The organism is Achromobacter sp. ACM01 (assembly GCF_014851745.1).
GTDB classification, from domain to species: domain Bacteria; phylum Pseudomonadota; class Gammaproteobacteria; order Burkholderiales; family Burkholderiaceae_B; genus Achromobacter; species Achromobacter aegrifaciens.
The window spans coordinates 106,404-126,187 of the sequence record NZ_JACVAF010000004.1; the positions used below are offsets into that span (position 1 = coordinate 106,404).

Annotated in this window: 14 protein-coding genes and 1 tRNA gene; 5 read left to right on the forward strand and 10 right to left on the reverse strand. The window is 64.7% G+C overall.

Annotated elements, in window-relative coordinates:
• The first annotated feature begins 3 nt into the window (after positions 1-3).
• A complete protein-coding gene (locus tag IB268_RS20910; protein WP_192354757.1) occupies positions 4-1,194 on the forward strand; it encodes a fimbrial protein in 1,191 nt (396 codons plus the stop codon).
• Positions 1,195-1,262: 68 nt separating this feature from the next.
• Here the strand turns inward: IB268_RS20910 and IB268_RS20915 are convergent, their stop codons facing one another.
• From IB268_RS20915 to IB268_RS20925, 3 genes are all read right to left on the reverse strand, one after another.
• Positions 1,263-4,289 carry a filamentous hemagglutinin N-terminal domain-containing protein gene (locus IB268_RS20915; protein WP_192354758.1) on the reverse strand — a complete coding sequence of 1,009 codons (3,027 nt, stop codon included), beginning with the start codon at positions 4,287-4,289 and terminating at the stop codon, positions 1,263-1,265.
• Positions 4,290-4,369: 80 nt separating this feature from the next.
• Complete coding sequence (locus IB268_RS20920; RefSeq protein WP_192354759.1) at positions 4,370-6,058, reverse strand: ShlB/FhaC/HecB family hemolysin secretion/activation protein; 1,689 nt, start codon at positions 6,056-6,058, stop codon at positions 4,370-4,372.
• A 231-nt stretch (positions 6,059-6,289) separates the two neighbouring features.
• Positions 6,290-6,454, reverse strand: coding sequence for a hypothetical protein (locus IB268_RS20925; RefSeq protein ID WP_192330226.1), 165 nt, complete (start codon positions 6,452-6,454; stop codon positions 6,290-6,292).
• On the opposite strand from IB268_RS20925, the gene IB268_RS20930 reads away from it, so the two are divergent.
• Entirely contained in the window at positions 6,453-7,133 is a 681-nt protein-coding gene (locus tag IB268_RS20930) for a response regulator (RefSeq protein WP_192354760.1), read from the forward strand. The genes IB268_RS20925 and IB268_RS20930 overlap by 2 nt on opposite strands.
• A gap of 222 nt (positions 7,134-7,355) precedes the next feature.
• The gene (locus tag IB268_RS20935) at positions 7,356-10,739 is read left to right on the forward strand and encodes an ATP-binding protein (RefSeq protein WP_192354761.1); all 3,384 of its coding nucleotides are present in this window, start codon (positions 7,356-7,358) and stop codon (positions 10,737-10,739) included.
• A gap of 22 nt (positions 10,740-10,761) precedes the next feature.
• On the opposite strand, the gene IB268_RS20940 is transcribed toward IB268_RS20935, so the two are convergent.
• A complete protein-coding gene (locus tag IB268_RS20940) occupies positions 10,762-12,288 on the reverse strand; it encodes a sulfatase-like hydrolase/transferase (protein ID WP_192354762.1) in 1,527 nt (508 codons plus the stop codon).
• Positions 12,285-13,265 (reverse strand): tripartite tricarboxylate transporter substrate binding protein, encoded by a 981-nt coding sequence (locus IB268_RS20945; RefSeq protein ID WP_192330230.1) that lies wholly within the window; start codon positions 13,263-13,265, stop codon positions 12,285-12,287. The genes IB268_RS20940 and IB268_RS20945 overlap by 4 nt, the downstream gene beginning before the upstream one ends.
• Before the next feature lie 124 nt (positions 13,266-13,389).
• Between IB268_RS20945 and IB268_RS20950 the strand changes: the two genes are divergently transcribed.
• On the forward strand, positions 13,390-14,355 hold the full coding sequence (locus IB268_RS20950) for a LysR family transcriptional regulator (RefSeq protein WP_192330232.1): 966 nt from the start codon (positions 13,390-13,392) through the stop codon (positions 14,353-14,355).
• Between the two features lie 39 nt (positions 14,356-14,394).
• Here IB268_RS20950 and IB268_RS20955 read toward each other — a convergent pair whose 3' ends face one another.
• The 4 genes from IB268_RS20955 to IB268_RS20970 all read right to left on the reverse strand — a co-directional run bounded on the left by IB268_RS20955 (position 14,395) and on the right by IB268_RS20970 (position 18,074).
• Positions 14,395-16,533 carry a LamG-like jellyroll fold domain-containing protein gene (locus IB268_RS20955; protein WP_175213048.1) on the reverse strand — a complete coding sequence of 713 codons (2,139 nt, stop codon included), beginning with the start codon at positions 16,531-16,533 and terminating at the stop codon, positions 14,395-14,397.
• A complete protein-coding gene (locus IB268_RS31090) occupies positions 16,502-16,702 on the reverse strand; it encodes an integrase core domain-containing protein (protein WP_370540031.1) in 201 nt (66 codons plus the stop codon). The genes IB268_RS20955 and IB268_RS31090 overlap by 32 nt, the downstream gene beginning before the upstream one ends.
• A 195-nt stretch (positions 16,703-16,897) precedes the next feature.
• Complete coding sequence (locus IB268_RS20965) at positions 16,898-17,422, reverse strand: hypothetical protein (protein WP_175213047.1); 525 nt, start codon at positions 17,420-17,422, stop codon at positions 16,898-16,900.
• A gap of 268 nt (positions 17,423-17,690) precedes the next feature.
• Positions 17,691-18,074, reverse strand: a complete 384-nt coding sequence (locus IB268_RS20970; protein ID WP_175213046.1) for an SMI1/KNR4 family protein — start codon at positions 18,072-18,074, stop codon at positions 17,691-17,693.
• Positions 18,075-18,977: 903 nt separating this feature from the next.
• Here IB268_RS20970 and IB268_RS20975 point away from each other — a divergent pair.
• Positions 18,978-19,556 carry a hypothetical protein gene (locus IB268_RS20975; protein WP_192354763.1) on the forward strand — a complete coding sequence of 193 codons (579 nt, stop codon included), beginning with the start codon at positions 18,978-18,980 and terminating at the stop codon, positions 19,554-19,556.
• An 83-nt stretch (positions 19,557-19,639) separates the two neighbouring features.
• On the opposite strand, the gene IB268_RS20980 is transcribed toward IB268_RS20975, so the two are convergent.
• Positions 19,640-19,716, reverse strand: a tRNA-Pro gene (locus IB268_RS20980).
• Positions 19,717-19,784: the final 68 nt, after the last annotated feature.

Genomic DNA, 19,784 nt, shown 5'->3' on the forward strand with positions numbered 1-19,784 from the left:
CTGATGAGCAAGCTCCCTATCCCCGCACGCACCCATGCGATCGACAAGCCTGCACGGGCCGCCCTCCTCCTGCTGGCCGCCGCGATGGCATTGCCGTGCGCCCCGGTTCGCGGCGAACTGGTCATGAACCGCCCTGCCATCCACTGCAGCCAGTCGAACCAGGCCGGCGGCCCCTGGCGTGAAGTCTCGCCGCTGACCAGTTCCTCGCAGATTGGCGATGTGCTGTTCGAGCGGGGCGCCGGGCTTTTCAACAATTTCCAGCTTGGCTCGGGCGTGGGCGCAGGCGTCCTCCACGAATTGGTTGCGGCGGCGCAGTGGGGTCCCAACGCAGGCGTGGCCGCCGACGGCACGGCGCAGACAAACGTACCCGGCATCGGGCTGCAGGTATCCGTCATGGGCGCGGACGGCATCGAAAGACGGATCAAACCCGGCGCGCTGCCCGTGGTCATGGACAAGCGTCCCGTGTACTACGACACCGCCGGGTCCGCGTCGCAGAAAAACTCCACCGTCACCGAGTACATCCAGCGCCTGGTACTGACCGACGCCGCGGCCAACCTGCCCAGCGGTGAACTGAAAGTGACCGGCGTGGACCCCAACATCACGCTGATGCTCTATGCCGTCAACTACCAGCAGGGCGCGGTGGGCTACGGCGAGGCCATCCAGAACTTTCCCGTCTGGACACCGGGCATTACCGGCGTCTGCGGCAGTCTGCCGTTTTCCTATCAGGGCACCGGCGTCATCGGCATTGGCGGTGGCACGGGGGTAATCGTCCCCAACAAATGCGAGGTCGGCGCCTACCGGACGATCCCAGTCTCGCTGGGAGACCTGCCCCTCTCGCTCTTCGATACACCGGGAGCCACCTCGCCAGCCAAGGAATTTTCCATCGTGCTCACCCAATGCAGCGCCTCGGCCAAGCCGACCATTACTTTTGCCGACAAGTACGGCCCCAACACCGATCCCCATGTGCTGAACCTGAAGCCCGGCTCCGAAGCCGCCGAGGGCATAGGCATTGCCATGATCAACGATACCGGCAAAGTCCCGGTCCGCTTCGGCGCCGCGTATGACATGCAGCGCGTCGGCGACCAGGCCGTGCTGATGCTGCGAGCCCGCTATCTCCGCACGGCGCCGGTCGACGGAGCGGTCAAGGCCGGCATCGCCGATGGCAGCGCGGAGTTCACCTTCGAGTTTCCCTGAGGCCAGGCCGCCTCATGCCAACAGGGCCACGGACGCGCGCGTCCATGGCCCTGTTCATGCACTGTCGATCAACGCTCGACAATCCCGTAGTTCAAGCCCACCGGCGGCACCAGGGATGCCAGCCCCAACGTGCTGTTGGCGCGCAGCACGCCGTAGTTCGCGCCGGCCAGGCCGCCGTAGGTATGCTGAAGGGAGTTCACGAAATTCACCTTGCCGCTCGCGCTGGAATAGGAGATTTCGCCCTGGTTCAACCCAGCAATGCCCCCCAGCAGGGCGCGGCTCGCGCCACCCACTTCGCCCGAGGAAGAGGACTGCCGGACCTCTCCCATGTCGCCGTTCTCTCCCACCACGCCACCGGCACGGCTGTTGACGCCGCCGTAGACATTGCCATTGGCCATCGCCGAAACGATCAGGCCCTGATTGGCGCCGACCAGCCCCCCGACCGCACTGCCCTGCCCCGCTGTCACGTTGCCGCTGGCGTTGACCGTGCCCAGCGTGCCGGTGTTGTAGCCGACCAGTCCCCCGCTGTACCCATAGTGTCCGCCAGCAACCTTGCCGCGGGCGACCGAGGCTTCTATCGTGCCGCTGTTATAGCCGGCCAGACCGCCCGCCCGGCCTCCATTCCGGTTGTAGCCGGCCTTGACCTCGCCACCCGCCTCCGCCGTATCGATGCGTCCATCGTTGGCGCCGACCAGGCCGCCCACATTGACGCCATAGGCGGCCGTCACATCGCCTGCGGCCTTGACGTCCAGCAGCAAGCCGCCGTCGCTGTTGCGCCCTGCGAAGCCGCCGGTGGAGCCGCCGCCCTCGGCACTGACGCCACCTTCGGCGGCCGAGCCTGAAATGGCTCCGCTATTCAACCCCACCAGGCCGCCGGTGTATGCATCGCTGCCGTTCTGCACCCGTCCGGTCGCAAGCGAGCGTTCGATGTCGCCGCCCAGATTGCTGCCCACCAGCCCGCCCACATTGTGGCCAGCTCCCGTGGCTTGCGTGCCGGCGTGGCTGGCGGCGTCCGCGATCAGGCCGCGGTTCACGCCAACCAGACCGCCCATGCCGCCCAGCTCATCGCGCTGCATCGCTCCCGATACGACATTGCGCGAGACGCTGCGCGTAATGACGCCGCGGCTCGTCGCGGAATTCAGGTTTTCACCTGCCAGCCCGCCTATGGCGATCGTGCGCGAACCTGCATATACGCTGCCGGCGACGGTGGCGCGGTCGATACTGCCGCCGGCGTTGGTGCCCACCAGGCCGCCCACCACGTTACGGTGATACGAACTGCCCTTCACGTGCATCCCGGACGTGGATACGTTGACGATCTGGCCCGAGTTGCGGCCCACCAGCGCGCCCACCGACATGGATGCCGCGCCGGTGGCAGGCGCATTGACAGCCATCGACGCCAGGTTGACATTGCTGATGCTGCCGGACGAGGCGGCGAACAAGCCCACGTTGGGACCGGCGCCGCTGACCGAATAGCCGCTGAGCGTATTGCCCAGACCATCGAAGACGCCTGAAAAGATGCCCTGCGGACCGCCTATGGCCTGGATCGAGCCGCGTCCGCTCAGGTTGTTGCCCAGCACGTACAGGCCGCTCAGGTTGCGGTCGATGTCCTGCAGCTGGGCAAGGTTCTGGATCACCGCGTAACGCTGGCCATGCGCGCTGAACGATGCGCCTGCGCCGGACAGCGTGATCACCGCCCCTTCGCCCAGAATATGGCCTCCGGGCGCCTGCAAGGACAAGGCGCCATTGATGCCGGTAATGGCAGTCTTGCCGTTAAGCGCGATTTCTCCGCCGGCGGACAGGGCAATGGCGGCGTTCTGGCCGGTTGCGGCCAGGTCTGCGTTGACCGCGATATCACCCGCCGCAACCAAGCCGAGCGTGTTGCCGCTGTGCCACGCGATCGGGCCATTGAGCGCGACGTCGCCCGCAGCGCCTTCCAGCACGATGTTGGTGGCCGCGAGATTGCTGGCGACGGTGTCCGCGTGCACCGTGACGTTTGCCGCGGTGGCGTTTTCGCCCACCGTCACCCCTGCCGACGCGATGCGCCAGGTGCCGCTATCGCCGTTCAAGGCCCGCGTGTCGACCTCAGTGCCAAGCCGCACGGCCACCTGCTGCCCCCGCATCTCCACCTCGCCGCCGTTGCCTGGCGAGGCAAGCGCGCTGGCATTCAGCTTGCCCGCAGCCACCACCACACCGGCGCCGCCGCCGTCCAACGTAATCTTGCCGCCTTGACCCTGCAGCGTCTTCGCTTCGATGATGCCCTGGCTGTTGACCACCGTGCGCAAGGCCGCTCCCACGGCGCTGGCCGTCATCAGGACCTGCCCGCCGTCGGCGCTCAGCATGCCGCCATTCTCGGCCAGGGCGGACAGCGCGGCGCCATCCATCCGCAAATCGAGCAAGCCGTTGCCGTCGAAGTTCACAGTGAACTCTGCGCCGGCTGCCAGCGCGATCCGCCCCAGCCGCGCCTGGATCACACCCTGATTGCTGACCTTGGCGCCCAGCAGCGCGACGCTGCCGCGGTCGCGCGCGGCAATCACGCCCTGGTTCAATACGGAGGCCTCCGATGGCCCGGCGAAGCGATAGTTGCCCGCGTTGAAATCGGCGTCGGAAAGCTGCTTGGTCGACGCTACCAGTCCGCCTACGTTGACCTCCGCGCCCCTGCCGAAGACGATGCCGTTGGGGTTGACGAGGAAAACCTGGCCATTTGCGTCCATGCGTCCCAGGATCGAACTTGGCGACAGGCCGTTCACCCGGTTCAGCGCGATGGATCCGACGCCAGGCTGGTTGAAGGCGACACGTTCGTCCGCGCCGATACTGAAGCTGTTCCAATCGATGATCAGCTTTTGCGTGTGCTGATTGATCGACACCTGTTTCTGGTCCAGCGTGGTGTGGATATCGCCTATGCCATTGCCGGCTGCGATCGTCCCTCCCGTCGGTGCAGCATGCGCGCAAGACAGGCTCGCCAGTCCGATCAGGGCCAGCGCGGCAACGCGGCCGCGCCTGCCGCCGCCGCATTTTCCATGGCGGCGCGCCGACTCGCGCGCCACGCTCCAACTTTGTCTGGCCTCGTTCCATACCAATGCATATGTCTTGTTCATGATTGCCTCGCGAGAATGGCGCATCCGCCGCCACGGCAGACTGCGCCGGTTGAGAAAACTGCGCGCGTGATGCGCCTGCGTCAGAAGTAGCGCGACGCCTGGAACCACAAGCGGGGCTCGCGGTCCGCTTCCGTCGCGGGTAGCCGCCGGCCCATCGGCCAGGCGATGCTCAGGTTCACCTGATGGTTGGCGCCGTACTGCGTGATGCCGAATCCCGCCGCACTCAGGTCGTTGCGGTTGCCTCCCCGCGTCCAGCGCTGTTTGCTCAGGCGCACGCTGCCGCGGTCCGCAAAGGCGCTCGCCTGCCACCCGGGAGCCAGTTGGTAGCGCAGTTCGACGCCGGCCAGCCAGCCCTCGTCGCCGCTGGCCGCGCCCAGCGGATAGGCGCGTACGCCATAGGGTCCGCCCAGGCTGAATTTCTCGGAACTGTCCAGGTTCTTCGACGCCCATTGCGCGTCCAGCCGCGCATAAAGCTGCAGGTGGTCCCCAAGCTGCTGCAGTCGGCTGGCCGAAAGATTGGTCTTGGCGAACCAGCCTGCAGTGCGCACGGTCAGACGGTCCTCGCGCTCGGCTTGCGAATCGCCCAGGCGCAGTCGGCCGCGGCCATGCGACAGCTGCAAGATGGTCCTTCCGCCGCCGAGCCATCCGTCCTCGCTGCTGCCAGCCAGGGCCACGGTCCATAGCCCGATACGCTTGCTGCTGCTTACGTCGAAGAGATCCATGCTGTCGACCAGACGCTTGCGCTCGTGCTGCAATTGCAGGCGCAAGCTGGCGCGGCGCGTGCGCACCAAGGGCTGCTGGATGAACACGGTCGACACGTCGGCGCGGCCGTGCGCACCCAGGGGTTCGAAACGCCTGCCGAGTTCGTACCGCATGCTGGACATGCCAATGCCGACGCGCGTGGACCAGGAGCCAAGGGGAAGCTGATAGCCGGCGTTGTAGTAGCGCTGACCGCCATCGCTCCCCAACAGTCGCAGATTGAGCTGGTCGCCCAGGCGCAGGGGGTTGTTGACGCCGATGCTTCCGCTCAGCCGGTATTCGCCGGTGTAGTAGCCGCCGAAATTGTCCGCGTCCACGCTGCCGAAGACGAGCGGTCCCGCTTCGGCATCCACCAGCAGGCTGGTGGTGCCGGTTTCGACGCCGGGCCGCAGCGTTCCCTTCACCGCCACGCCGGGCAGCTCGCTGAGCAACAGCAGCGCGCGCTCCAGCTCACGGGCCTGCACTGCATCCCCCGGATGCAGGGCGGAGAGCGGCTGTTCCAGCACAGCATCGCGGATCCGCGAGCGGTTCCGCAGACCGATCTCGCCATAGCTGCCCTCCAGCACGGCGATGCGCAGGACGCCCGCATCGATGTCTTGCGGCGGCAGGTAGGCGCGCGCCAGCACATAGCCCCGATCATGGTAGTAAGCGGTGACGCGATCAGCGGCCAGGCGCAAGTCCGGAAACGTCAGCGCCGTGCCCGCCAGATCGGCCAGCAGCGCCCGCAGCGTCGCGTCGTCAACGGCGCGGTTGCCTTCGAAGCGGAACTCGAGCACCTTGACGGCGGGGCCTGTGGCCGCTTCGCCGGACGCGGCTGCGGGCGGCTGCGGTTCGGGCAATTGCACCTCCGGAGCCGTGCCACCCGGGGGCATGGCGGGCAAGACCGATTGCAGGTCGCGCATGGCGCGCCCCGCATCCGGGATCTGCGCCCGCGAGACGTCCGCACACAACGCCATGACCAGCCCGGCGGCCAGCGCAGCCATCCGATGGCGCGCGTTCTCCCCTGTCATCTCCCGCCCCCTGCTCTCTGCCTTTTTTCACGGGAAGCGTTTGCCCCCGGGCCGGCTGCCGCTCCTGCCAAGCCGGGCGATTCTCGTCCTGCCGGCAGAATACGGAGCGGACGGGAGCGGAACTGTGGGAAGACTACGAAATCGGAGTCGTACTACTACGATTCGGCAGTCGCCTGCCGCGGAGTTGGGGGTGGCGGCGGCTGCGACGAGCGCCGCACTTTAGTACTCCTCCTATTCTTTGGCGAGAACGCCGTCGGTAATATGGCGGCACGCGGCATCGCCACAGCAGCCGCGCACATACAGCGTTTCAAACGCCTGCTTGCGAAACTTGGCGGCAATCGCCATGGACGCACGGCAGTTCCGCAGCAGGCTCTGGATGAACGGGGAAAGAAACATGTCACACGGCCGCATCCGCGTCATCATTGCCGACGACCATCCCATCGTGTCCCTGGGCGTGAGCCACGAGCTCGCGCGAGATCCGGCCATCGAAGTGATCGGCTGCGCCAGGAACTCCACGGACCTGGTGGCCCTGCTTGAAACTCAACCGTGCGACGCGGTGGTCTCGGACTACGCGATGCCGGGCGGCAAGCACGGCGACGGGCTGGGGCTCATCGGATTTTTGCGGCGGCGCTTCCCGGCGCTGCGAGTGGCCGTGCTCACCATGGTCGAGCATCCCACGCTGCTGCGGGCGCTGCTGGCCGAAAAGAACCTGTGCATCCTCAGCAAGGCAGATTCAACGCGCCATATCGCCGAAGCGATACACGCGATGAGCCGCGGCCGGACCTACTATTCGCCGACGGTGAAGGACATGATCATCCGCGAATCCCTCTCGCCGCAACAGCCGCGGTTGACGCGGCGAGAGGCAGAGATCATCCGTCTGTTTTGCGCGGGCGCCACCATCACCGAGATATCGCGTCTTTCCAGCCGCAGCGTGCAGACGGTCAGCTCACAGAAGCGCAGCGCGATGAGGAAGCTGGGCATCGAACGCGACGCGGACCTGGTCCGGTACGGCTGCGCCGCCCTGCCGATGGCCGATATGACGCCACCCGACGTGAAGGGCGAGAAAGCGGCCTGAGCCTCCAGCGGCACCAGTGCTTGCCCCTTGTTCAATGTCGACACGCTGGACGCGACCAGACCCGAGTGGCAGCCGCTTGATCCATGTCAAAGCCGCTGGCAAGCCTTTGCGCCAAACGGGCCGGAATAATGTTCAAGTAGCTGCGCCCGCCCCCAGAAACCCGCAGCGCCCGCCTATCCGAGACGGCATGCCGGCGCCGCCTGACACCCATCCTCCCGCGCCTTGATTCGACTACGCCACCGCCTGAGCCCCTCGCGGCTCGACACCGTGACGCGCTTTCGCCGCTATCAGCGCTGGCAGAGCCTGGGCGGCGGCGTGCTGATCACGGTCGCGGTGCTGCTGACCTTCGCCCTGGAAGCCAAGACCACCGCCGAAAAATATCTGGAGTACGTGCGCCAATCGTTCGTGGCCGAACACGCCGTGCTCATGAAGGAAATCTATACGCGCGAGAACGCCTTCCGGATCAGCCTGGCAAGCGCGGAGCTGATGTGGCGGGAAGCGGCGCCCTTTGACGCGGCCCAGATCGCAAAGTACCGCAGCCGGGGCGAAGAACTGCTGGTGGAGGCCGACGAGGATTCCCGCTCTCAATGGATATTGGGTTCGGGCGGCGGCCGGGTGACGAACGCTGCGACAGGAAAGTTCTTCAATCTGGCCGAGCAGATCGGACGCGTTCCCTCAGGCGGGCCCGCGGCCCATGACAACTCGCTGGCCTCGTTCTTCTTTGGGGTCAATGGCAGCATCGCCGGCCTGGTCCCTGCCCCCGAAGCAGCGGTCCGCCAGAGGATCCTGGCGGACCGCGACCGCTACCTCGCCCTGCTGACCGGCGAAGTCAGCCGGCGCATGCTGATCGCGACCGATGCCGGCACCGACACATGGCGCTCCTTGCGCTGGATCCCTCCCGTCGCTAATCCGATCACGGGCAAGCAGGTCTTCCGCATCGGTGGAACCATACTGGACAAGGGCGTGCCGGTCGCCGTGCTGGTGACGGAGTACTCCCCCCTGCAACCCGGCGCCTCGCAGGCGGCAAACCGGCAGGCGGGCGACTTCGCCATCATGTCCGCCAGCGGCCAACTCATCGCTGCGTCGCCGGGCGGCAGTGCCGGCGACGCGCAGGAAACCGCTCCGGCCGCCGACCTCGCCGATATCCCTGCCGGAACGCGCCAGGAAAGAACGCGCTCTGGCCAGTTCTCGATTTCAGAAGGATTGGGCCCGACGGGCTGGGTGCTGGTCTTCACGCTGGACTGGAGCAGCATCGTCAATGCCATCAGCGCACAGCTGACCACGCCCGCGACCATGACCGCAACCACGCTGGCGTTGATATGGGCGCTGCTGCTCTACTTCGAGCTGCGCGTGGTCCGGCCCTTAATGAACCGTTCCAGGCTGGCGCTGGAGAGCGAGCATCTCAACCGCACGCTCATCGAGACGGCTCCCGTGGGCCTGGGTCTGATCGACGCTGCCAGCGGCAGTCCGCTGTTGCACAGCCCGGCCATGGAGAAGATGACCGCGCGCGTGGGCGTGGGAAAATTCAGCCTTTCGGCAGAGCTGGCCAATCGTTATCGGCGGCGCGCCGGCACGGCCGCAGGCAGGCGCGATACGGATGTGGTGGAGGAAGACCTCTCGTTCGTTGCCTGCGATGGCACTCCCGTCACCTTGTCGGTCAGCATGGCAGGCGCGCGCTACCGCGGATCTAACGTGGTCGTGGCTGCGTTCATCGACGTCACCGAAAAATATCAGCTGGCCCACCGCCTGCGTGAAGCCAAGGCCGCCGCGGACCGCGGCAATGCCGCCAAGTCGGCCTTCCTGGCGGCGATGAGCCATGAAATACGCACGCCGCTGCACGCCATCCTGGGACACCTTGAGCTGCTCTCGCGCTCGCGCCTGGCGCCAATCCAGCGCAATCATCTCGAAACCGTGCGGGTGTCGTCGGGACTGCTGCTGGCCACGATCAGCGACGTGCTGGACTTCTCCAAGATCGAGGCCGGCGAACTGAGTCTGGAGCAGACGGAGTTCGACCTGCTCGAAGTCGCCTCGCACGCCCTATCCATGTTCGCGCCCCAGGCCCAGGCCAAAGGACTGGCCTTGCTCGGCGATCTGGGCGCTGCGCTCAGGCAGCCCATGCGAGGGGATGCCACCCGGCTGGGACAAGTGATCCACAACCTGCTCTCCAATGCCATCAAATTCACCGACCACGGCAAGGTGGTGCTGCGTACCCGCACCGACGCGGCCCGCATCGCCGTCGAGGTGGAGGACACCGGCATGGGCATGACGGAAGAACAGACTCGGAGTGTCTTTCGCGCTTTCAGCCAGGCCGACGCGACCATAGGCCGGCGCTATGGCGGCACGGGCCTGGGGCTGACCCTGTGTTGCCGGTTGGTCGAGGCAATGGGCGGCTCCCTGTCCGTGCGCAGCGAACCTGGAAGCGGCAGCCTGTTCGCGTTCTCCTTGCCGCTGGGCATCGAAAACGCCGAGGCCGACAGGCCATGGTTCGCCGGCGAGCAGGTGTTGCTGCTGGCCGCGCGCGACAACTGCCGTCACGGCCTGGAAGCCGTCCTGCGAACCTGGGGACTGCGCGTCAACGCCCGCCGCCATCCATCCGAACTGGACGAGGACACGCTGGACGAAGCGACGGTCCTCATCATCTGGGGCGACAAGACGGACTGGCAGCCGGAGGACGAAGACAGGTTGCTGGACCAATCTTCATGGGTGATCGATTGCGGCATGCTTGGACCCGCCACGCCGCAGGACACGGGACGCAAGCTCAGCGTTTCGATGTACGGATTGCATGGCCTGGCCTCGGCCTTGCGGCATGTGCTGCAGGACGCGCCCCTGTCCACCGCGGCCCCCGCGCCCGCGCCGCGGCATTCGACCCGCTCGTTGCGGGTGCTGGTGGCCGAAGACAACGCCGCCAACCGCGGCCTGTTCGAAGAACAGTTCAAGCTGCTGGGCTGCGAAGTCGATCTGGCGGAGGGAGGTGCGCAGGCTTGCGCACTGCTGGCAGCGCACCGCTATGACGTGCTGGTCACCGATCTCGCGATGCCCGGCGTAGACGGCTACGCGCTGGCCCGACAGGCCCGATCCATGCGGCCGGACATGCCCGTCATCGCCGCCACGGCCTGCGTGACGAAACACGAGCGGCAGCGCTGCAATGAAGCCGGCATCGCGCGGGTGCTGACCAAACCTTTGCCGCTGGCCGAACTCGAACACGCCTTGCTGGACGTATGCGGGCAAGCCGGCCGCGGCCCCCAACAAGCACCGGCTGCGGCCGATAACGGTCCGCAAGCCTTGACCGGCGGGCGCGCCTTCCCCCCGGCGCTGCTGCGCACGCTGGAGCAATCTTGCGCGCAGTCCCTGGACACCATCAAACGCGCTGCCATCGACGAAGACAGCGGCAGCCTGCGCGGCGAACTGCACGCCTTGCGTGGCATGCTGGCCATTTTCCGCCTGCCCGCGCTGGCCGAACAGTGCGCTCAGCTCGATACCCGCCTGAACCAGCCAGGCGTGCGCGGGTCGGCGGACGCGGTGGCGCTCATCTGCGACGACGTGCTCGCCGCGGTGAAAAGCGCCCTGGCCAAGCCTGCTGGCCAGCCGACCACCGAACAGGCTTGACCGTCCGGTTTGCGCCGCAGGTTCAAGCGATACCCGATGCCGGCACGCGCGCCGGCAACTGGTCCGCAGGCCGGGTTGCGAGCATGGCGGCCAGTTCCCGCCGTTTCGCGGCATGACCCGGATCGTCGAAGAGATTGTCCATCTCGTCCGGATCTTCGGCCAGGCAATACATCTCGCCCGCGCCGCTGCCCAGTTCGACGGTCAGCTTCCAGTCGCGCGTGCGCACCGTGCGCAGCTTCAGCTCCACGCCGCAGCGTGATGCCGCCACGTCCCATTCGCTCAAGGCGAACTCGCGGGTGGCATACCCGCCTTCCAGCAACGGACGCAAGCTGCGGCCGTGTTGCGGCCCCAGGGCCGATGCGCCGGCGTAGTCGCAGAAGGTCGCAGCAAGGTCCAGCGTGGAAACCGGGTCTTCCACCTTTCTCCCGGCCGCGATGCCGGGGCCGCTGGCCACCATGGCCACGCGCAGCAGGCCTTCATACGGCATGGGACCCTTGAGCATCAGCCCGTGGTCGCCCAGCCATTCGCCATGATCCGAGGTGAAGATGACGATGGTGTCCTGATCCAGCCCATACTCGCTCAGCGCCTTCATGATGCGCCCCACCTGATGGTCCACCAGCGAGATCATGCCGTAGTAGTTGGCGATGATCCGGCGCAGCGCCTCGTCTGATTGGGTCGGCATGCGCGAAAAATTCTGCCGTACCGCCTGCACTTCGGCATTGCCCATGGGCTTGCTTTCCATGCTGGCCCTGTGCCACCAGGGCCGGCGATCGTAGTCGGTGACGCGATGGCGCGGCAGATCGACCTCGTCGGGATGATGCAGGCGCGACCAGGGCTCGGGGCAATCAAAAGGGTGATGGGGATCGGGAAACGATGCCCACAGGCAGAACGGCTGATTGCGATGCTCGCGCAAATAATCGATGGTGCGATCGCCGATCCAGGCGGAGTTGTGCCAGGCCGCCGGCAAAGCGGAATGGAAGGTCTGCGGCGCGCCGCTGGCCGGGCCCAGGTCGGTCTCATACAGCTGGTTGCGCAGTTCGCCCAACCCGTCGCCGTAGTGCCAGCGCGAATGATTCAGGCCGCCGGGCAAAGGCGTGGGCAGCCAATAGTTGTGGCCTTCCACCACCAGCTCCACATGCTTGAAGCCCATGTAGGGCCCCGCCCAGCCCGGTCCCATGCCAGCCTCGCTGTACTGGCATTCGGGCCGTCCCGTGGCCTGGAAGGTGTGGTGCGTGGAGAAATGCGCCTTGCCGATGAAGCCCGTGTCGTAGCCGGCAGCGGCCAGGCTGCCGGCAAAGCCCGCCTCGCCGGTACGCAGGTCCAGGTCTATGCCGTTGTCGCAGACGCCATGCGTCAGCGGCAGCAGGCCGGTCAGCATGGAGGCGCGCGAAGGCTGGCAGACGACGTTGGGCGTGATGCAGGCCGCGAAATGCGTGCCAGTGCGCGCCAGCAGATCAATGTGCGGCGTCTTGACCCGGCGTCCCGCAAAGCCCAGGCAGTCGCCGCGATGCTGGTCGGTCGTGATGAGAAGAATGTTGGGGCGTTTCATTGCTGCTTGCTGGTGGCGGTCTTGATGTCGGAAAGCACGGGCGCGAGCACACGGATGTCATGGGCGATGCGTTCGCTCAAGCCCAGCCCGTCCTGGTCGCCCACGATCATGCCCTGGGCCTGCATCTTGTCCCGGACCTCGGGACTCTTCAGGACAGCGGCGACGGCGCGCTGCAAATCGGCCAGCACCGGAGCGGGCGTCTGCGCCGGCGCGAACAGGCCGAACCAGCTGTAGAACGTGAAGTCCTTCACTGCGTCCTTCACCATCGGCAGGTCGGGCGCGCCCGCGATGGGCGCGGCTCCCGCGTTGGCCAGCCCCTGCACCTTGCCGGCCTTGATCTGCGGCACGGCCGTGCTGGCGACGATGAACATCAGGTCGACCTGGCTGCCCATCACGCCGACAAAGCCCTGGGGCGCGGCCTTGTACGGCACGTGCTTGAGCGAGATGCCAGCGGCATGCTCGAACAACGCCATCGCCAGATGATGGGTGGAACCCGGACCGCCGCTGGCGTAGGTAATGGAGTCGGGCCGGGCGCGCGCCTGCTCCAGCAGTTCACGCAAGGACTTGAACGGCGCCGTGGGCGCCGCCACCAACACGTACTGCAGGGTCGCCAGCGTCGCGACGGGCGCGAAGTCCTCGGCACGATACGGCACGTCCTGCATCAGGTAAGGCACCGCCGTGAACGAGGCGTCCGGCCCCAGCAGCAGCGTGTAGCCGTCGGGCTTGGCGCGTGCCACCGCCTGGGAACCGATGACGCCGGCGCCACCGGCGCGGTTTTCCACGATGACCGGAACGTTCCATTGTTTGGACATTTCCGCAGCGACCAGACGCCCGACCACATCGGCCGCGCCGCCGGGCACCGAGGGCACGACCAGCGTGACGGGGCGGTCCGGATAAGCCGCGACGGCCGCCTGGGGAACGGCCAGAGGTACGGCCAGACTCAGGGCGGCCAGGGCGCCGCGCACAAGTTTCAGCATGATTGTCTCCATCCCGCGGCTCGCCTCATTCGCGGGCGGCTCGCTGGCAATCATCATCTGCCAGCCCATCATTCCAGTCCAATGATATATTTTTCACTTTCCATATCAGAGTTGATATGTAGAGATGAACCCTCCCGACACCGTCGCTCCCCTGCAGCAAGACTGGTATCTGCGTGGCCGGCTGCGCCTGCGCCACCTGCAACTCATGCTATTGCTGGACGAAGTCCACAACGTCGGCGTGGCGGCGCAACGCATGGCCACCACCCAGCCTGCGGTGTCGCGCATGCTCGCGGAACTGGAGGACATGCTGGGCGCCCGGCTGTTCGACCGGACCCCGAAGGGCACCTTCCCCACGCCCCATGGCGACTCCCTGATCCGTCACGCCCGCTGGGTGCTGGGTGACCTGGAACGCATGAGCGGCGAATGGTCCGCCGCGCCCGGCCTCGACGCGGAAACCATCCATGTCGGCGTCAACTCGGCGGCGGCGGCCTACCTGGTGCCGCGCGCGCTGCTGCGTTTCGAGCAACAGGCGGCCAATGTCAATGTGCTGGTGCGCGAGGGTTCACTGGAAGCGCTGATGCCAGACCTGCACACCCGCAAGCTGGACCTGCTGGTGGCGCGCATGGGCGCCGCCGTGCGCACGCCCGATACCCTGACGCAAGTGCTGTACGAAGAGCCGATGTGCGTATGCGCGCGCAGCGGACATCCGCTGGCGGACGTGGCCCAGGTCTCCTGGGCGCAACTGGCGGCCTATCCGTGGATCATGCCGCCGCGCGGCAGCCCGGCGCGCATCGGCCTGGACATGCTGCTGCAGCGTCACGGCCAGTACCCGCCGTCGCGCATCGAATCGGCCTCGGCCCTGAACAATATGATGCTGATGGCCAATAGCGACCTGCTGTCGCTGCTGCCCCGTTGCGTCGCACGCCACCCGGCCGGCAGCGGCGGCGTTGCCGTTCTGGATATCGAGCTGCCTCCCGTATTCGGCCCGCTGGGCATCGTGCGGCACCACAGCCTGGATTTGTCGCCGCGGATGCGGGATTTGATCGAGTGCCTGCGGGCCGAGGCGGCTGACGCGGCGGCGCCACGCTGAACACCTGCGGGACGCGTCGCGCGCGTCCCGCATGACGCGCTAGCTCGCGCGGCGCGCGGTCAGCCATTGCGCGGGCTTGAGCGCCTTATCCACGATGCGTATCTCGCCGATGCTGCCGAAGAAGCCGTCGGCGCGTTCGCCGTCCCACGAACCCGCTCCGATCACCCAGGGCATGTCGGCGGCCAGCGTCGCCAGGCCCGGCGCATTGCTGACGTTGCGCAATACCGGCGCGCCCTCGATGTACAGAATGGTCTCGTGCGTGTCGGCGTCGTTGACCACCGCGACGTGGAACCATTTGTCCGCGATGATCTCGCCCGACCAGTTGGTCTTGCCGCCGCGCTCACCCGCCACGACCGGCACGATTTCCCACTGGATCTCGCGCAAGCTGGACACGGCGAAGATCAAGGGCGGGGATTCCGGGTCGCCGCCATTGAACCCGGCCAGATCGCCGCGCTTGCCGTCGCGCGTCATCACGTTCATCCAGGCGTGCTTCTGCGCGCTCCAGTCCCGGTCGATCTTCAGGAACGCCTCGACCGTGTAGCCGTTGGGCACCGTGGCGCCGTTGATCGCCGCAGTGGCTTCGGTGGTGAAGTAACTCATGCGCGCGGTGTTCTTATCGGTGTTCAGAAACCGCACTGAACCGGGCGCGGCGGACAGGTAATGGTGATCGTCCGACCACAGCAGGTCGCCTTCCTGCGCGCCCGCCACGCCGTCTATGTTGAGCGCCGCGCGGCGGATCGGATTCAGGCCGGTCAGATCCGCGACGGTCTCGCCCACCTTGACGGACAGGCCGGCCTGCCCGCCGAAGAAGCGCCAGTGCGCCAGCGTCCCCGCCACCAGCGGGTAGTCGTTGACGTCCGCGGCCGGCTTCTGTTCGACGGTCGTGGGATCCGTGTAGTTGGCCAGGATCAGCGCCGAAGCCTGTTCGACCAGCGAGGTATGCGAGGGCGCCGCCGCCTTGAACGTCTTGTTGAAGCCGGAGAAGCGGCTGGCGAAGTCCATCTTGATGGTGAACTGCTCGTTGGGCGCGGTCAGCACCGCCTGATCAAATGCGTTGAGCGTGTCCTTGGGCTTCTGCGGCACCCAGGGCGAGAAAGACAGCACGCGGATCTCGTTGTTGCCCAGATCGAATTCGTACAGACGCATCAGGCCGTTGCCGCCCTGGTAGGCCATCTGGTAATCCACCACCATCTCCTCCACCGCGTTGCCATAGGCATTGGTCTTGGTCAGGCGGGTGGCGCCGTGGTAGTGGCCGTTGAGCGTCATGAAGATCTGATCGTTGTCGCGGATCAGCTTGTCCCACAGCATCTTGCCGTAGGGCACTTCCAGTGGGCTGACGCCATCCTTGTCGATGTTCAACAGCTGGTGGTTGATCAGAATGGCGGGCAGCGTGGGATTGGCGCGCAGCACCTGGTTGGCCCAGGCCAGCGCGTCATTCGATGCGCGCCAGGACAGCGACAGCACCAGGAACTTCTGCCCTTCGGCCTCGAACACGTGGTACTCGTGAAAGCCGCTGGCATCGCGGCCGCCGAAGGTGGCCTGCTGCTTGGCGCGCGTGACGCTGAAATGCTGCAGGTAGGGTTCCTTGGCCAGGTCGCGCTGCGCGTCGGTATTGGCCGACTGGCTGCTCTCGTCGACATAGTCGCGGTCGACGATCACGTCGTGGTTGCCCGCCAGGATCGAGTACGGCACCTTGGCGTCTTCCAGCACCTTCATCGCGGCGCTGGCCACCTTCCACTGGTCGGGCTTGCCCTGCTGGTCAACCACGTCGCCCAGATGGACCAGGAAGGGAATGTTGAGCGCCTTGGCGTGCTCGGCCACCCAGCGCGTCTGCGCCTGGTAGGGCTCGCTGCCGTACTTGCGCATGAACTGCTGGTTCTCGGCGTCGGTCGCGTAGCGAGAATAGAACTGCGTATCCGGCAGCACCGCCAGCGCAAAGCTCGACACCAGGGCCGGCTGAGGCTTGCCCGTGCCGCCATCGCCGTCATCATCATCGTCATCGTCGCCGCCGCCATTGCAGCCGCTGAGCAGGAAACTGCCGCCCATGGGCAACAGCGTCACGCCCAAGCCGGCGCGCAGCAAGCTGCGCCGCCGGTTGTCGGGCGCCTGCGGCAAGGCATCCGCCGCCTGCTCCACGATCTGCGTATCACCCTGGCCGTGCTTGCTGTCCTTCGTCATCTCTGCTGCCTGTTCGAAAAAGGCGGGAGTCTAGAGACGCGGAATGACGGCGGGATGACTGGAGGCCGCCCAGCGACTCATGCGGGCGGTATTCGTTGTAATCGACTAGCCAACGTTCAGTGATTGCTTGGACCTGCTGAAACATTAAATAAAACGTAGCCTGACACATTGAATCAAACTTGTCTTAGGCCAAAGTCAAGACGGTGCCGTCGATCGACGGCCGGATTTCGAAGGTGATTTGGGCGTCCGTTAAACGTAGTCTGACTCGTTAAATTTCGGTCTGGCGTCATAGAGGCGCGCGACCTGGCCAACCGCGTCTTGAGCGTGGTTCAGGTTCTAGCCACGAGTATTGGAGAAAGTAAATTCAATCATCGCTGATAAAAAACCAGGAATACTCTTTCATATAGTTCCCCCTCGCCACCTCCGAGTTCACTATATAAACAACAAATGCGCAAAAATCCAGCTCTTTGCCCTCTGGCTGGGCGATGCTTTGCAGCGTATCGCCGGCCTGGATCCGGTACGAGCCCGGACTGGCCGACGGGTTGCTGCCATCGATCGGACGGTAGGCTGGCGAGAAGTCATCCACGCCAGCGCCCGGCCCCGTGGTGCCCAGCAACTCGCCGTTGGCGATCAGCGAGCGCGTGGTCTTGCCATCCTGCACCCGCTGCAGGATCTTGCCGTTGGCGTCGTTGACCAGCGTCTGATTCCTCCTGCTGTCCTTGGAGTCCGTGACCCCAACCAGGTTGCCGTTGACGTCGTCCTGGTATGTGGTCTGGCCCGGATCCAACGCCGTGCTGGTGCCGGACAGCGTCTCCTCGCAATAGCCTTCATAGCGCGCGTGGGTATACGTGTAGGTGTTCGAGTAGGCCGAACCGTCGTACACGTCCATGCGGTACTGCGTGACGTTGCCCGCCTGGTCGTAGCAGGAATACGTCGTCGCGTAGCCGCCGACAGGCCCGCAGAGGTCACTTCACTACTCGTGCAGAATACATTAAGCCGCCGCCCCCCGGCCAGAAAACAAAAGCCCCGACGCCAATACACGGTCGGGGCTTCCTCAAAACAATCGCGTTAAACGTAGTATGACACATTAAATTTTCATTTTCTCGATTAAATTGAAGCGCCTTCTTCACCGCCTGAGGACGAAAAACCGATAAAAATTACATCAGATTTTTAATTTTTCCTCGAATAAAAATCTGAAATGTTGACGCGATCACGTCTATCTCCATATCAGAAGGATTGATTTCTACAACACTCCAATCGGACACTCTGAATCCAGAGTTGCATCCCGAAAAATCATCACCAAAAATCAGGACTCTTTCCCACTCTGGCGGCAATTTTCCATATATTTCTTCAGAAGGGATCAACCCATCGTACAACATGAATCTCGCATCCCCTAGCTCTCCAGCTCCTACATCCGCGATGAAATTCACATAATCCTGAGGAATTTTATCTAGCGTCGGAACAATGGGTCGCATTTTTCTCAGCTTATCAAATGGAGTGCCACTCCCCTTCAAACTCACGAGATCGTCATATGTACCCATTTATTCTTCCTCTATCATTTTTGAAAAAATTGCTTTTCTGAGCTACGCGACCGATGGATACCCCCCTGATGCTGATCTGGATACCTAGCAGGGTGTATATTCCACCAGCCATTTGGCCCGCCATAGCTACTTTCTATAATATGATGCGCATCGAAGGGCTGGCCAACACTGCGCGACAACACCCCCGCCTTTGAAAAGAGAACTTGGACTGCACGCCAATCGCCATGCCTACACCTTGGCTGACAATGCTGCCCATTGCCCCTGCGGCCAATCCGATGCCGACAGCCGCCAATCCAGACACTGCCGAGGCGCCTGTCAAAACGGCAGCTCCCGCCGCCATCGTGGCGCCGAAACCGCTTGCCGCGCCAGCAACGACAGGCGCCATCGCCCCCGCCGTAAACACCGTCGCCACCACCGCCCCCCGAATCCGCTTGCGGCACCGGCATCGTCGGCTACGTGTCGCCCAGCAGCTTGCCCGGGTCGTATGGCTTGAAGGTCTTGTAGTCGTTGTGGTTGCCCGACACCCGGTTCGGGATCATCACGTTAAGCCCTGAAGGTGATCAGTACGAGCGCCAACTTCAGAGCCCTCGACGCCAGCATCGCGAGCAACTGCCGCAAAGCGTCGGCCGGCGTGCGTGCGCTCAGCAGGTACGACAGAACCGGCGCCCGCCGCGCCATCCGCCGACAACCAGATCTCGGATGTGATTTTGTTGTTCGCTGAACGTAGTCTGACACGTCAAATTTTTCCTGGCGAGCCAACACTCCCTACGGCGCGCCTCAAGCTTTGCCGCGAATGACCGTTAATAACCATGGGCGGCTGGCGCCGCGCGTCAGGCATCCACGGTTGACTCCCACCGCGGGTCCGCGAAAAGAGGATGGTGCATTAACAACGAAAGGCAACTGATGAAGACAGCATGGCGAGCAACGATGGCAATGATCGGCGTTGCCATATTGACCTCGGGATGCGCCCCGAAGAGCCCGTATCTGCCCAAGAAATACGATCCTGCGGTGAGCGCAAGATTGCGGATCTATTTCGGCACTCAAACCACCATCATCCTGAATCGCACTTGCCAGGATGACATGCGTTCGTACAGCTTCGAAGCCAACGATCCCTTGGTCCGGGGATTCAGCAATACGGTGATCGGCATGCCCATGCCCGATATCGACGAGGAATACTATTCCGAATATGTCGTCACCGCGGGAATTCCGATCGACATCTACTCGCGCGGCGGCGGATCGACCCATCCCGACGCCATAGGCATGTCCATGTACCGCCGTCCCTTCGGCGAAGCGATCAGTGCAGTTCTGGAGCCGGGAAAAGATTACGAGACGCTCTACCAGCATCCCCATACCGTCTTGCGTGAGCTTGTCGTAGTAGACGGAGTGGTACGGACTAGGCCAGTCCCGGTAAAGAAGGCGGTGAAATGCGACAACATCAAGGTCGAGCCACCCAAACCTCTGCCCATGGGCGGAAATTCCTAAGCAAGCACCGCGCAGCCCAAAACAAAAAAGACCCAATGGCCATTTGGCTAAAGGGTCTTCTGTCGGGTGTGACCACAAATTAGTGGTCGGGGCGAGAGGATTCGAACCTCCGACTCCTGCGTCCCGAACGCAGTACTCTACCAGGCTGAGCTACGCCCCGGTTACTTCAACTTCCTTGGCTTGGTTGCGCTCAGTGCAGCCAGGCCATCTTTCGCTTTCACTATCAAC

Bases quoted from the DNA above. Each gene is read 5' to 3' on its own strand.
- IB268_RS20910 (WP_192354757.1), top strand. From the start codon at position 4: ATGAGCAAGCTCCCTATCCCCGCACGCACCCATGCGATCGACAAGCCT.
- IB268_RS20915 (WP_192354758.1), bottom strand. From the start codon at position 4,289: ATGAACAAGACATATGCATTGGTATGGAACGAGGCCAGACAAAGTTGG.
- IB268_RS20920 (WP_192354759.1), bottom strand. From the start codon at position 6,058: ATGACAGGGGAGAACGCGCGCCATCGGATGGCTGCGCTGGCCGCCGGG.
- IB268_RS20930 (WP_192354760.1), top strand. From the start codon at position 6,453: ATGTCACACGGCCGCATCCGCGTCATCATTGCCGACGACCATCCCATC.
- IB268_RS20925 (WP_192330226.1), bottom strand. From the start codon at position 6,454: ATGTTTCTTTCCCCGTTCATCCAGAGCCTGCTGCGGAACTGCCGTGCG.
- IB268_RS20940 (WP_192354762.1), bottom strand. From the start codon at position 12,288: ATGAAACGCCCCAACATTCTTCTCATCACGACCGACCAGCATCGCGGC.
- IB268_RS20945 (WP_192330230.1), bottom strand. From the start codon at position 13,265: ATGCTGAAACTTGTGCGCGGCGCCCTGGCCGCCCTGAGTCTGGCCGTA.
- IB268_RS20950 (WP_192330232.1), top strand. From the start codon at position 13,390: ATGAACCCTCCCGACACCGTCGCTCCCCTGCAGCAAGACTGGTATCTG.
- IB268_RS20955 (WP_175213048.1), bottom strand. From the start codon at position 16,533: ATGACGAAGGACAGCAAGCACGGCCAGGGTGATACGCAGATCGTGGAG.
- IB268_RS31090 (WP_370540031.1), bottom strand. From the start codon at position 16,702: ATGTGTCAGGCTACGTTTTATTTAATGTTTCAGCAGGTCCAAGCAATC.
- IB268_RS20965 (WP_175213047.1), bottom strand. From the start codon at position 17,422: ATGGACGTGTACGACGGTTCGGCCTACTCGAACACCTACACGTATACC.
- IB268_RS20970 (WP_175213046.1), bottom strand. From the start codon at position 18,074: ATGGGTACATATGACGATCTCGTGAGTTTGAAGGGGAGTGGCACTCCA.
- IB268_RS20975 (WP_192354763.1), top strand. From the start codon at position 18,978: ATGAAGACAGCATGGCGAGCAACGATGGCAATGATCGGCGTTGCCATA.